The 12,451-nt window shown below is 65.0% G+C and carries 11 protein-coding genes; 9 read left to right on the top strand and 2 right to left on the bottom strand.

Annotated elements, in window-relative coordinates:
• Positions 1-19 precede the first annotated feature (19 nt).
• From gcvT to gcvP, 3 genes are all read left to right on the top strand, one after another.
• Positions 20-1,132 (top strand): glycine cleavage system aminomethyltransferase GcvT, encoded by a 1,113-nt coding sequence (gene gcvT, locus PAA8504_RS14445; RefSeq protein ID WP_108895024.1) that lies wholly within the window; start codon positions 20-22, stop codon positions 1,130-1,132.
• A gap of 13 nt (positions 1,133-1,145) precedes the next feature.
• Positions 1,146-1,511: a glycine cleavage system protein GcvH gene (gene gcvH, locus PAA8504_RS14440; protein ID WP_108894906.1), complete on the top strand. Its 366-nt coding sequence runs from the start codon at positions 1,146-1,148 to the stop codon at positions 1,509-1,511.
• A 94-nt stretch (positions 1,512-1,605) separates the two neighbouring features.
• The gene (gene gcvP / locus PAA8504_RS14435) at positions 1,606-4,434 is read left to right on the top strand and encodes an aminomethyl-transferring glycine dehydrogenase (protein WP_108894905.1); all 2,829 of its coding nucleotides are present in this window, start codon (positions 1,606-1,608) and stop codon (positions 4,432-4,434) included.
• A 306-nt stretch (positions 4,435-4,740) separates the two neighbouring features.
• On the opposite strand, the gene PAA8504_RS14430 is transcribed toward gcvP, so the two are convergent.
• Positions 4,741-6,249 carry a YifB family Mg chelatase-like AAA ATPase gene (locus PAA8504_RS14430; protein WP_108894904.1) on the bottom strand — a complete coding sequence of 503 codons (1,509 nt, stop codon included), beginning with the start codon at positions 6,247-6,249 and terminating at the stop codon, positions 4,741-4,743.
• A 25-nt stretch (positions 6,250-6,274) separates the two neighbouring features.
• The gene (locus PAA8504_RS14425; RefSeq protein ID WP_108894903.1) at positions 6,275-6,970 is read right to left on the bottom strand and encodes a glutathione S-transferase; all 696 of its coding nucleotides are present in this window, start codon (positions 6,968-6,970) and stop codon (positions 6,275-6,277) included.
• Positions 6,971-7,185: 215 nt separating this feature from the next.
• On the opposite strand from PAA8504_RS14425, the gene PAA8504_RS14420 reads away from it, so the two are divergent.
• The 6 genes from PAA8504_RS14420 (at position 7,186) to PAA8504_RS14395 (ending at position 12,446) form a co-directional block, all read left to right on the top strand.
• Positions 7,186-8,064, top strand: a complete 879-nt coding sequence (locus tag PAA8504_RS14420) for an RNA polymerase factor sigma-32 (protein ID WP_108894902.1) — start codon at positions 7,186-7,188, stop codon at positions 8,062-8,064.
• Positions 8,065-8,068: 4 nt separating this feature from the next.
• A complete protein-coding gene (locus PAA8504_RS14415; RefSeq protein WP_245897645.1) occupies positions 8,069-8,863 on the top strand; it encodes a ChaN family lipoprotein in 795 nt (264 codons plus the stop codon).
• A gap of 45 nt (positions 8,864-8,908) precedes the next feature.
• Positions 8,909-10,099, top strand: a complete 1,191-nt coding sequence (coaBC, locus tag PAA8504_RS14410) for a bifunctional phosphopantothenoylcysteine decarboxylase/phosphopantothenate--cysteine ligase CoaBC (RefSeq protein WP_108894900.1) — start codon at positions 8,909-8,911, stop codon at positions 10,097-10,099.
• Positions 10,096-10,554, top strand: coding sequence for a dUTP diphosphatase (gene dut / locus PAA8504_RS14405; RefSeq protein WP_108894899.1), 459 nt, complete (start codon positions 10,096-10,098; stop codon positions 10,552-10,554). Before coaBC ends, dut begins: the two co-directional genes overlap by 4 nt.
• The gene (locus PAA8504_RS14400) at positions 10,554-11,585 is read left to right on the top strand and encodes a HesA/MoeB/ThiF family protein (RefSeq protein ID WP_108894898.1); all 1,032 of its coding nucleotides are present in this window, start codon (positions 10,554-10,556) and stop codon (positions 11,583-11,585) included. Before dut ends, PAA8504_RS14400 begins: the two co-directional genes overlap by 1 nt.
• 72 nt (positions 11,586-11,657) lie before the next feature.
• The gene (locus PAA8504_RS14395; protein ID WP_108894897.1) at positions 11,658-12,446 is read left to right on the top strand and encodes a transporter substrate-binding domain-containing protein; all 789 of its coding nucleotides are present in this window, start codon (positions 11,658-11,660) and stop codon (positions 12,444-12,446) included.
• Positions 12,447-12,451: the final 5 nt, after the last annotated feature.

The raw sequence follows: 12,451 nt of genomic DNA, 5'->3' as shown, positions 1-12,451 counted from the left end.
GCGAATGCCGGAGGGGCCGATGACCGATCTTGAGCGCACGCCGCTATACGACCTGCATGTCGAGCTGGGTGGCAAGATGGTGCCCTTCGCCGGCTATGAACTGCCGGTTCAGTACCCCTTGGGCGTCATGAAGGAACACGTCGCCTGCCGCACGACGGCCGGCTTGTTCGACGTGTCCCATATGGGACAGATCGTCGTCACGCACCCGGACGGTCCTGACGCGGCAGCCAGTGCGCTAGAGGCGCTGATGCCGCAGGACGTGATAGGATTGAAGCCCGGCCGCCAACGCTACGGACTTCTCTTGGCGGACAACGGCGGCATCCTGGACGATCTCATGATCTCCAGGCGCGCGGGGGACTTGTTCCTTGTGGTGAACGCGGCGTGCAAGCACGCCGATCTTGCCCACCTTCAGAAGGGCATGCCCGGGTGCAAGGTCGTGATGATCGACCGCGCGCTTCTGGCGATCCAAGGTCCCGCCGCCGAAGCCGCGCTGGAGGCTGTGGCCCCCGGGGTCGCGGACATGTCCTTCATGGATGTCGCCACGGTGGACAGCCCGCATGGGGACCTATGGGTCTCGCGTTCGGGCTATACCGGCGAGGACGGGTTCGAAGTCTCGGTTCCCGTTGCGATGGCCGAAGCTTTCGCTCGTGCGCTTCTGGCGGTCGAGGGGATGACCCCGGTGGGTCTGGGCGCACGGGATTCCCTTCGGCTAGAGGCGGGATTGTGCCTCTACGGTCAGGACATCGATGCCCATACCTCACCGGTGGAGGCGAACCTGCTTTGGTCCATTCAAAAAGCCCGCCGCTCGGGCGGGGCGCGTGAAGGCGGATTTCCCGGCGCAGACCGCATTCTACGCGAGATCGCCGAAGGCCCCACGCGATTGCGGGTCGGCCTGACGCCGGAAGGGCGGGCCCCGATGCGCGCCGGGGTCGAACTGTTCGATGACGAGCGTGCCTTGGGACGCATCACCAGCGGCGGTTTTGGCCCATCCGTCGAGCATCCGATCGCCATGGGATATGTCGATATTGACCACGCGGGGCCGGGCACCACACTGCAAGGCGCACTGCGCGGACGCAGGCTGCCGGTTCAGGTGGTCGGCCTTCCGTTCCGCCCGGCCACATACAAACGCTAGGAGCTTTCCGCCGATGAAATTCACTGAAGAACACGAATGGATTCGCCCCGAGGACGACGAGGACAACGTCGTCACCGTGGGCATCACCGACCACGCTGCCGAACAATTGGGAGATATCGTGTTTGTCGAGCTTCCCGAAGAGGGGAAGACCGTCGCCAAAGAAGACGAATGCGTCGTCATCGAGAGCGTCAAGGCAGCGTCCGAAATCCTGGCCCCCGTCGATGGCGAGATCCTCGAGGTCAATCCGGCGCTGGAAGAAAATCCAGGGCTCGTGAACGAGGATCCACTGGGGGCCGGCTGGTTCTTTAAGATGCGGGTCGAGGATATGTCCGCGCTCGACGAGTTCATGGACGAGGCCGCGTACAAGAAGTTCATCTGATCCCGGGCGGCCAGCCGTCACGCCCTGATGGTAGGCGTTCGGCATTGGATATTTTCACAAGGGTGAGGGGCATGACACCCTCGAAGGAGACGTTATGCCGTTTAAACCGACAGAGTACGACCCCTACGATTTCGCGAACCGTCGCCATATCGGCCCGTCGCCGGCCGAGATGGCCGAGATGCTTGCGACCCTCGATGTGTCGGACCTGGATGCCTTGATAGATCAGACGGTGCCACGCGGTATCCGACAGAACGCCCCCCTAGATCTAGGCGCGCCGCTGACCGAGCGCGAGCTTTTGTGGGAACTTCGGCAGATCGCAGGGCGGAACACTGTGATGTCTTCGATGATCGGCGCCGGCTATCATGGGACCGTCACGCCGCCGGCGATCCAGCGAAATATCTTGGAAAACCCTGCCTGGTACACGGCCTATACGCCGTACCAGCCAGAGATCAGCCAGGGCCGTCTGGAGGCGCTGCTGAACTTTCAAACCATGATCTGCGATCTGACGGGACTTGAGGTCGCCAATGCCTCCCTTCTGGACGAGGCGACGGCCGCGGCCGAAGCCGTGACCATGGCGCAGCGAGTCTCGAAGTCGAAAAAGTCAGCCGTGTTCGTCGACGAGGGTTGCCATCCTCAGAACATCGACGTGATCCGCACGCGCTGCGCCCCGCTGGGGATCGACGTGATTGTGGGAGACCCTGACGATCTGGACTGCACGGAGGTTTTCGCCGCCGTCTTCCAGTATCCCGGCACATACGGCGCGGTACGCGATTTTGCCGACGCCATTGCCCATCTTCACGCAGAAAGCGCCTTGGGCATCGTGATCGCCGACCCGCTCGCCCTGACGCTTTTGAAAGAGCCCGGCGCCATGGGGGCGGATATTGCCGTCGGTTCAACCCAGCGGTTCGGCGTGCCCATGGGGTTTGGCGGTCCGCACGCGGCCTACATGGCCTGCCGGGATGCCATGAAACGCGCGATGCCCGGCCGGATCGTCGGTGTTTCGGTCGATGCGCGGGGCAACCAAGCCTACCGTTTATCGCTGCAGACCCGCGAGCAGCACATCAGGCGCGAGAAGGCGACCTCGAACGTTTGTACCGCGCAGGCGCTTCTGGCCGTCATGGCGGGCTTCTATGCTGTGTTCCACGGCCCCGAAGGGCTGAAGGCCATTGCCCAGCGTATTCATCAGAAGGCCGTACGGGTGGCGGATGCGCTGTCGCAGGCTGGTTATGACGTGGGTCCGGATCATTTCTTCGACACGATCACCGTGGAATGCGGCGCCCTGCGAGACGTGATCCTTCGCGCCGCCGCGGATCGACGGATCAACCTGCGCCCCGTAGGGAACACCCGGATCGGCATCGCACTGGACGAGACGACGCGGGACGAAACGCTGATCCGGCTTCTGGAGGCGTTCGGCGTTGCTTCGATACGTGATGACCAGGGGTTCCGGTTGCCCGATGCGCTCGCCCGGACGTCCGACTATCTTCAGCATCCCGTCTTCCACATGAACCGGGCCGAGACCGAGATGATGCGCTATATGCGCCGCCTTGCGGACCGGGATCTTGCGCTGGACCGTGCGATGATCCCGCTGGGGTCCTGCACTATGAAGCTGAACGCCGCGGCCGAGATGGCGGCGATCACGTGGCCCGATTTCGCCGATATCCATCCGTTCGCCCCGGACGAGCAGACCAAGGGGTATCGCGCGCTGATCGACGATCTGTCGGACCGTCTTTGCCGGATCACGGGATACGACGCGATGTCGATGCAGCCCAATTCCGGCGCGCAAGGTGAGTATGCGGGCCTTCTGACCATCCGTGCCTGGCACGCCGCCCAAGGGGAGACCGGGCGGGATGTCTGCCTGATCCCGGTGAACGCACACGGCACCAACCCCGCCTCAGCCCAGATGGCGGGGATGAAGGTCGTGGTTGTGAAGTGCACTGACCGCGGGGATATCGACGTCGACGATTTCCGCGCGAAGGCCGAGAAGGCGGGCGGAGCTTTGGCCGCCTGCATGATCACCTATCCGTCGACCCACGGTGTGTTCGAGGAAACGGTACGCGAGGTCTGCGAGATCACCCATGCCCATGGCGGGCAGGTCTATCTGGACGGGGCGAACCTCAATGCGATGGTGGGTCTGGTGAAGCCGGGTGAAATCGGCGCGGATGTCAGCCACCTGAACCTGCACAAGACCTTCTGCATCCCCCATGGCGGGGGCGGCCCCGGGATGGGGCCCATCGGGGTGAAGGCGCATCTTGCGCCGTATCTTCCGGGGGACGGGCAGGGGGCGGTTTCAGGCACGCGATTTGGATCGGCATCGATCCTGCCGATCTCGTGGGCCTATTGCCGCTTGATGGGGGGCGAGGGGCTGACGCAGGCCACCAAGGCCGCGATTCTGAACGCGAACTACATCGCCGCAAGGCTCGATGGCGCGTACAAGATCCTCTATCGCGGGACCGAGGGGCGCGTCGCGCATGAATGCATCATCGACGTACGCCCCTTCGACAAATCCGCGGGCGTCACGGTGGACGATATTGCCAAGCGCTTGGTCGATAACGGGTTTCACGCCCCAACGATGAGCTGGCCTGTCGCGGGGACATTGATGGTCGAACCGACGGAAAGCGAAACCAAGGCCGAGCTCGACCGGTTCTGTGACGCGATGCTGGCGATCCGCGAGGAGATCCGCGCCATCGAAGAGGGCCGATCGGACCGCGAGGCCAATCCCCTCAAGCGCGCGCCGCACACGGTCGAGGATCTGGTCGGCGATTGGGATCGACCCTACACGCGCGAAGCCGGGTGCTTTCCAGCCGGCGCCTTCCGGGTCGACAAGTACTGGCCGCCGGTCAACCGGGTCGACAATGCCTATGGCGACCGCAATCTAATCTGCACCTGCCCACCTGTTGAAGCGTATCAGGAGGCCGCCGAGTAGAACGCAGAACCATCGATCCGCAGTTGCCGTTCGGTCGGTCCCCGCCCTACGGCGCGGTGGGGGGTGTTGCTGCCTGCGTGGTCTGACGGCGGGTTCTCGAAGGGTCCGTTTGGCCAGCCACCGACTTTCTAATGATGACAGCCCTTCTGTTCGGGCTGGCCTTCGAGTGCGGTTCACTGATGCGGTTTCCCGAATCAACATTGTTGCGGATCGTTGGCGCAATCGTATTGGTGTTCGCGGGCGTCTGGGAATTTTGGCGCTCGATGATTAGACCGAAAGCGTTTCACCAAGTACCGAAGGGCCGTGTCAGACGCGGGTTGTCAGCCGGAAGGACAAAGCTTCGGAGATATGGGGCGCGCGCAGGTCGGGCGATCCGTCCAGGTCGGCGATCGTACGCGCGACGCGTAGAACGCGGTGATAGCCGCGCGCGGTCAGGCCGAACCGCTCGGCGGCTTTCAGCAGCAGTCCTTTGCCCTCGGCATCCGGCTTGCCGACCTCGTCCAGAAGGCTGCCATGCATGTCGGCGTTGACCGTGACTGCCTCGTGTCCCTCGAACCGAGCGGCTTGCGCGCGCCGCGCCTCGGCAACCCGTGCCGCGACGAGGGCCGTTGGTTCACCGGTGGGCGGCAAGTCCAGATCCGTGAAACTGACCGGGGGTACCTCGACCCGTAGGTCGAAGCGATCCATCAGCGGCCCCGAAATCCGGTTCATGTAGTCTTCCCCGCAGGTCGGGGCGCGGGGACAGGCACGGGCGGGGTCTGTCATGTACCCGCACCGGCACGGGTTTGCGGCCGCCACCAGAAGAAAACGACAGGGATAGCGGACATGCGCATTGGCGCGGGCGATCACGACTTCGCCGGTCTCGATCGGTTGGCGCAGGGTTTCCAGGACGGGGCGGGCGAATTCTGGAAACTCGTCCATGAACAGGACACCGTTGTGGGCCAGACTGATCTGGCCGGGTTTCGCGCCCTTGCCTCCGCCGACGATGGCGGGCATCGACGCGGTGTGGTGCGGTTCCTGGAAGGGACGCTCGCGAGTCAGGCCGCCTTCGTCGATCAGGCCGGCCAGCGAATGGATCATCGACGTATCCAGCGCCTCACGAGGGCTGAGCGGTGGAAGCAAACCCGGCAAGCGTCGGGCCAGCATTGACTTGCCCGCGCCGGGCGGGCCGACATAGATCAGGTGATGCCGCCCGGCCGCCGCAATCTCCAGCGCCCGTTTGGCCCGTTCCTGCCCCCGGACGTCTATCAGGTCCGGCGTCTCGCGCCGCGCTTCGATCTCGCCCGGTTCGGCCGGAGAGATTGGCCGTTGTCCGTTGAAATGCGCGATTGCCTGCCCCAAGGTCTCCGGGGCCAAGACCTCGGCCGCGCCGACCCAGGCAGCTTCCGGGCCACAGCCTCGGGGGCATAGAAGGGTCCGGTGGGTCTCGGCGGCGTGCAGGGCGGTGGGCAGGGCCCCGACCACCGGCAGAAGGCTTCCGTCCAACGACAGTTCGCCCAGCGATACCACCCGTTCGACCGCCTCGCGCGGTAGAATGTCGATGGCCGCCAGCAACGCCAGGGCGATGGGCAGGTCGAAATGAGACCCCTCCTTCGGCAGTCCGGCCGGGGACAGGTTCACCACGATCCGCTTCGACGGCAGCGCGATGGATAGCGCCATCAAGGCCGTGCGCACCCGGTCGCGCGCCTCGCTGACGGCCTTGTCAGGCAGGCCGACGATGGCAAAGCCCGGTATCCCCAAGGTTGCCGCGCACTGAACCTCGACCTCGCGGGTCTCAATGCCTTCGAAGGCTACGGTATAGCTGCGGGCGGTCATCCGCCACAGCTACGCCAATGGTGGTTTACGCCCGATTAATGCTGTCCGGCCACGCGACGCGGGGAAACGGCCTGGAATAAACCCCGTAGTGCAGATCCTCGCCGATCTGTAGGCCCATCCGGCGCCATTCGCGGAACGAAGGCTCCGTGAGGTGGCTATTAACGTAAGCAACGCTTGCAGCGCGCGTCAGCGGCAGGCCGTATCCGGCAATTCGTGCGGCCACGGGTGCATAGAACGCATCAGCCGCCGACCAAGCCCCGGCCAGCCAGGGCCCACCCGATCGATCGAGGGCGTCGGACCAGATGTCTTCGAGGCGCCGAAGATCGGCCAGAACCCCATCGCCCACCGGAACGTCGCAATATGCCGTCCTGAGGCACATCGGACAGTCGCCGCGCAGCGCTGCGAAGCCCGAATGCATCTCCGCGGCCAGCGACCGGGCAAGGGCACGTCGCGCGGGATCGGCGGGCCAGACGTCGGCATCGGGATAGCGCGAGGCAACCTCTTCCGCGATGGCAAGGCTGTCGCGGATTGCGACGCCGTCGGTGACCAGCACCGGAACCGTCCGTGCCGGGGGCTGGCCGATCTGTGCCGCCAACGGGGGATCCCCGTAGACCCTGTGCCACTCCACGCGGTGCGGAATGCCTGTGCGAGACAGGATCAGCCATACGCGCATGGACCAGGACGAAAAGCCGGGATCCGCCAGATGCAGAATATTTTCCATGGCTCACAGCTAAGGCTGAAAGCGCCCCCAAGTCCAATCAAGGAAGGTGCATATGACGATCACCGCGGCCGATCCCTAGACCGAATTGCGCATTTAGCAACGTCGCCCGGGAACTTTCCCGGATCGCCGCGGCTTAGGCTTCGGAACGCGCGAGTTACCAGTTGCCTGAACGTCCGAGCAAGCGCGCTGACAAAAGAAATCGTGGGAGTAGACACGTGGCTTTCGATGGATTCTCAGACCAGACCCTGTCGCGTCGGGCGATGCAGGCCGAATTACTGGATGCCGAAACCGAACTGAAGCTCGCCTACGCTTGGCGCGACGAGCGCGATGAGGCTGCCCTTCACCGCCTGATCACGGCCTACATGAGGTTGGCGATCTCGATGGCGGCGAAGTTCAAACGTTACGGCGCCCCCATGAACGACCTCATTCAGGAGGCCGGGTTGGGCCTCATGAAGGCGGCCGACAAGTTCGATCCCGATCGCGGTGTGCGGTTTTCCACATATGCGGTATGGTGGATCAAGGCGTCGATCCAAGACTATGTGATGCGCAACTGGTCGATGGTCCGAACCGGATCGACCTCGTCGCAAAAGTCGCTGTTCTTCAACATGCGTCGCGTACAGGCGAGGCTCGAGCGGGAGGCGGCCGCATCGGGCGAACGTCTGGACCGTCAGACGATGCGGCAGATGATCGCCACGGAGGTCGGCGTCCCACTGCATGATGTAGAGATGATGGAAGGCCGGCTTGCGGGTTCCGATTTCTCCCTTAACGCGACCCAGTCGACCGAAGACGAAGGGCGTCAGTGGATCGACGCGCTGGAGGACGATGCCGCGCAGGCGGACGAAACCGTAAGCCATGCCAAGGACGTCGATACCCTGCGCATCTGGCTGGTCGAGGCGATGCAGCAATTGAACGACCGCGAACGTTTCATCGTCCGCGAGCGTAAGCTGCGCGATCAGCCCCGGACGCTGGAAAGCCTCGGCACGGAACTCGGCCTTTCGAAGGAGCGTGTTCGCCAGCTCGAGGCTGCGGCCTTCGGCAAGATGCGCAAGTCGCTTGAGACCCAGTGTTCCGAGGTTCGGAATTTCCTCTCCTGACGGCGTGAGACCTCTCATTGCCTTCTCGGTCGGCGTCGCCCTTTCCCTCGGGGCGACGCCTTCTATTGCGCAGGACGTACCGCTGGATGCTCCGGTCGTCGTCATGGGCGAGGAACACGACGCCCCCCAACACCATCTGAACCAGGCAGACTGGATCGCAAGGATGAACCCGGGCGCGGTCGTGTTCGAGATGCTGCCGCCCGAACTCGGGCCGGTCGCAACAGCCCGGGCCGGGGACGATCCCGGCGCGTTGGGCGATGCCTTGCAGTGGGAAGACCGTGGATGGCCGGATTTCGGGATCTACGCCCCCGTTTTCGCCGCGGCCGAAGGGGCCCTGATCCTCGGGGCTGAACTGTCGCGCGACGATCTTTCCCGCGCGGTCGACAGCGGCCGCGCCAATTCCGCAGGCGGTGACGATCCGTTCGGCCTGTCCATTCCCTTGCCCACGGACGAGCAGATGGCCCGCGAAGCCGAACAGGCCGAGGCGCATTGCAACATGCTTCCCGCCGAGGCTCTGCCCGGCATGGTTGCGGCACAGCGCCTCAGGGATGCCGCCTTGGCCGAAGCGACCTTGAAGGCATTGGAGGCTTCTGGCGGCCCGGTTGCGGTTATCACCGGGAACGGACATGCGCGAACGGATCGCGGCGTACCGGCCCTTCTGCGAATGGCGCGGCCGGGCCTTCACGTGATTTCCATCGGGCAGAGTTCGGGCGGATGGGACGAGGCGCCATTCGACGTTCTGATCCGGACCGATCCCCCGGCTGATCGCGCCGGCGATCCCTGCGACGCTTTCCGCTGACGCCGGGCGTTGCCGCCGCCGGGTCATCGGCCTAGGGTCCGCCGCATGTTGACTGGAAAACGCATCCTTCTGATCGTCGGTGGTGGTATCGCGGCCTACAAGACGCTTGACCTAATCCGCCAGTTGCGGCGTGCCGGGGCATCGATCACGCCCGTCCTAACGCGCGCGGGGGCCGAGTTCGTCACCCCACTTTCTGTCGCGTCCCTGGCGGGGGAGAAGGTGTATACCGACCTGTGGGACCTGACAGACGAGGCCGAAATGGGGCACATCCAACTGTCCCGCGTGGCCGACCTGATCGTCATGGCCCCCGCAACCGCCGACCTGATGGCGAAGATGGCGGGCGGTCACGCCGACGACCTGGCCTCGACCCTGCTTCTGGCGACCGACACGCCCGTCCTGATCGCCCCGGCGATGAACGTCCGGATGTGGCAGCACCCCGCGACGCAGCGCAATCTTGACCTGCTGAGGCAAGACGGGATCGGAACGGTTGGCCCGGATGTCGGCGATATGGCCTGCGGTGAGCATGGGCCCGGGCGGATGTCGGAACCGGCGGCCATACTTGCCGAAATCACTTCACGGCTGACCGCGGGCCCCCTGACGGGGCGGCATGTCCTGATCACATCCGGTCCGACCCACGAGCCCATCGACCCGGTCCGCTATATCGCCAACCGATCGTCCGGGGCGCAGGGAACGGCCATTGCGCGGGCGGCCCGACGCGCCGGGGCACGCGTCACTTTCGTGACCGGCCCCGCCGATGCGCCCCTGCCCGAGGGTTGCACCATCCATCGTGTCGAGACGGCGCGCCAGATGCACGAGACCGTCACGCAGGCCTTGCCCGCCGACGTTGCCATCTTCGCCGCCGCGGTTGCCGACTGGCGGGTTTCGAACGCGGCGGCCTCGAAGATGAAGAAGACCGCGGGCGGACTGCCGCAGCTCGAGTTCGCCGAGAACCCGGACATCCTGGCGTGCGTCTCGACCCGGGCGGACCGGCCCGGGCTGGTCATCGGGTTCGCGGCCGAAACGGATGACGTGGTGGCCAACGCGATCACCAAGCGGCGCCGCAAGGGATGCGATTGGATCGTCGCCAACGATGTCTCGGACGGCACCGGGATCATGGGCGGGACCGAGAACGCCGTCACTCTGGTCACCGAAACCGGGACCGAGGACTGGCCCCGCGCCGGAAAGGATGTCGTGGCCGAAAGACTGATTGCCCGGATTGCGGAGACGCTGCGATGAAAGTTGTCGTCCAGCGGTTGCCCGAAAGCGATCCCGACGTTCCACTGCCGAACTACGCCACTGCCGGCGCCGCGGGGGCGGACCTGCGCGCGAACTTCCCCGCCCATCGCCGCGAGGGCGTCGAGCTGCAGCCGATGGATCGCGCGCTGATCCCCACGGGCCTTGCCATGGCGCTGCCGGAGGGGTGGGAGATGCAGGTGCGCCCTCGCTCGGGGCTGGCGCTGAAGGCGGGCCTGACCCTCGTCAACAGCCCCGGAACGGTGGATGCGGACTATCGGGGGGAAGTTGGCGTATTGCTGATCAACCTCGGCAGCGAACCGGTCCGGATCGCCCACGGTGACCGGATCGCCCAGGCGGTGTTCGCCCCCGTGACCCGAGCGGTCTTTTCGTTTGCGGACGCTCTGCCGCCCACGCCCCGCGGCACGGGCGGATTCGGGTCGACCGGGTCCACCTGATGGCGCTTGCCCTGATCCTGGCGGCCGCGATCTGGTTCGGCGGGCGCTGGCTTGGTTGGCCCAGCCAAGCCAGGTTGCTGGCCCTGGGGCTTCTTTACGTCATTGTCATGGCTTTGGCGGTGCTTCTGCCGGGGCAATCCCCTTTGGGTGGATCCGTAGGCGAGTGGTTGGTTCTAGGGGGGCTAGGACTTCTGGTGTTCGGCTATTCGCTGGTTCTGAAGCGCCTGCGCCGGAACGTCCGCCCCGAGAATCGCCCAACCGAGGTCGCGCCGGGACAGTTCGCGCCGGGCGAGCTCGACCGGTATGCCCGGCATGTCGTCTTGCGCGAGATCGGGGGACTGGGGCAGAAGAAGCTGAAGCAGTCCTCTGTCCTGGTCGTGGGGGCAGGGGGGCTGGGCTCGCCCGCGATGCTGTATCTCGCTGCGGCGGGGGTGGGGACGATCGGGGTGATCGACGACGATCACGTGGACGCGACGAACCTGCAACGACAGGTTATTCACACCGACAAGCGCGTCGGCATGCCCAAGGTGTTCTCGGCCGAAGCGGCGATGAAGGCTCTGAACCCCTATCTCGTCGTCAAGCCGTATCACCGGCGCCTGACCGCTGACATCGCGGGGGACCTCGTCCCGGAGTTCGACATCGTGCTGGACGGATGCGACGACCTCGACACGCGCTATGTGCTGAACGATGCCTGCACACAAGCACGCGTTCCACTGGTGTCCGGCGCCCTCAGCCAGTGGGAGGGGCAGCTGACCACCTACGCCCCTTGGGACAGCACGCCCTGCTATGCCTGCATCTTTCCTGAAAAACCCGCGCTTGGCCTGGCACCCACCTGCGCCGAGGCGGGCGTTCTAGGGCCGCTGCCGGGCATCCTGGGAACCATGATGGCCGCTGAAGCGGTGAAGGAGATCACGGGCGCGGGGAAGGGCATGCGGGGGCGGATGGCGATCCATGACGCTCTCTGGGGAGAGCACCGCGAGATCGCCCTCAAGCGCCGCCCCGATTGCCCGGTCTGTGGCAGGCCCGAGTAACCTACGCGTTTCAGGTTGCAGCTTCGGGCGCTCTGCGGTTCCATCGCCGCAAACACGTGAAAGGATGCCCCCATGATCCGCCGGACCGTTCTGATTGGACTTCTCGCTGCCGCCGCATTCCCAGCCGTGGCGCAGGACCTGCCCGACCTTGATGGCCGCGAAGTCGTCATCGCGGTCGAAAACGCCTACCCGCCGCTGCAATATGTCAGCCCCTCGACGGGTCAGGCGCAGGGCTGGGAATACGACGCGATGGCCGAGATCGCCGAGCGCCTGAATTTCGAGCCCGTGTACCAGAATACCAGCTGGGACGCGATGATCCCCGCCGTAGCGAACGGCGAATACGACATGGGCATGACCGGCATCACCATACGTGAGGACCGGGCCGAGGTCGTCGATTTCTCGGCCCCCTATATGCGTTCGGAAATGCGGATGATCGTCCGCGCTGACGAGGATCGCTTCGATGATGCGGAAGGCTTTGCCGAGGACGAAGATCTGCTGATCGGCGCGCAGCCAGGCACGACGCCGTTCTACGTTGGAATCTACGAGGTTCTGGACGGTGACGAACAGAACCCCCGGATGCGCCAGTTCGAGACGTTCGGCGCCGCGGTTCAGGCACTGCGGGTGGGCGACGTGGACCTTGCCTTGTCGGACTCCACGGCCGCGCAGGGGTATGTGTCGGCATCGGACGGCGGCCTGAAGATCGTGGGTGAGCCGTTGGGCGCCGAGGATTTCGGCTTCATCTTTCCGCCAGACAGCGAACTGGTCGCGCCGATGAACCAGGCCATTGCCGCTTTGCGCGAAGATGGCACGCTGGATGCCCTGAATACCAAGTGGTTCGTCGAGACCGAGCTCGGCCAGTAAAGCCC

It is taken from the genome of Palleronia abyssalis (assembly GCF_900302445.1).
In the GTDB taxonomy this organism is placed as follows: domain Bacteria; phylum Pseudomonadota; class Alphaproteobacteria; order Rhodobacterales; family Rhodobacteraceae; genus Palleronia; species Palleronia abyssalis.
Note: the sequence above shows the minus strand (reverse complement) of the source record. Positions and strands in the feature narration are given on the sequence as shown.

Coding starts and splice junctions, on each gene's coding strand:
- gcvT (WP_108895024.1), top strand. CDS start 20: ATGACCGATCTTGAGCGCACGCCGCTATACGACCTGCATGTCGAGCTG.
- gcvH (WP_108894906.1), top strand. CDS start 1,146: ATGAAATTCACTGAAGAACACGAATGGATTCGCCCCGAGGACGACGAG.
- gcvP (WP_108894905.1), top strand. CDS start 1,606: ATGCCGTTTAAACCGACAGAGTACGACCCCTACGATTTCGCGAACCGT.
- PAA8504_RS14430 (WP_108894904.1), bottom strand. CDS start 6,249: ATGACCGCCCGCAGCTATACCGTAGCCTTCGAAGGCATTGAGACCCGC.
- PAA8504_RS14425 (WP_108894903.1), bottom strand. CDS start 6,970: ATGGAAAATATTCTGCATCTGGCGGATCCCGGCTTTTCGTCCTGGTCC.
- coaBC (WP_108894900.1), top strand. CDS start 8,909: ATGTTGACTGGAAAACGCATCCTTCTGATCGTCGGTGGTGGTATCGCG.
- dut (WP_108894899.1), top strand. CDS start 10,096: ATGAAAGTTGTCGTCCAGCGGTTGCCCGAAAGCGATCCCGACGTTCCA.
- PAA8504_RS14400 (WP_108894898.1), top strand. CDS start 10,554: ATGGCGCTTGCCCTGATCCTGGCGGCCGCGATCTGGTTCGGCGGGCGC.
- PAA8504_RS14395 (WP_108894897.1), top strand. CDS start 11,658: ATGATCCGCCGGACCGTTCTGATTGGACTTCTCGCTGCCGCCGCATTC.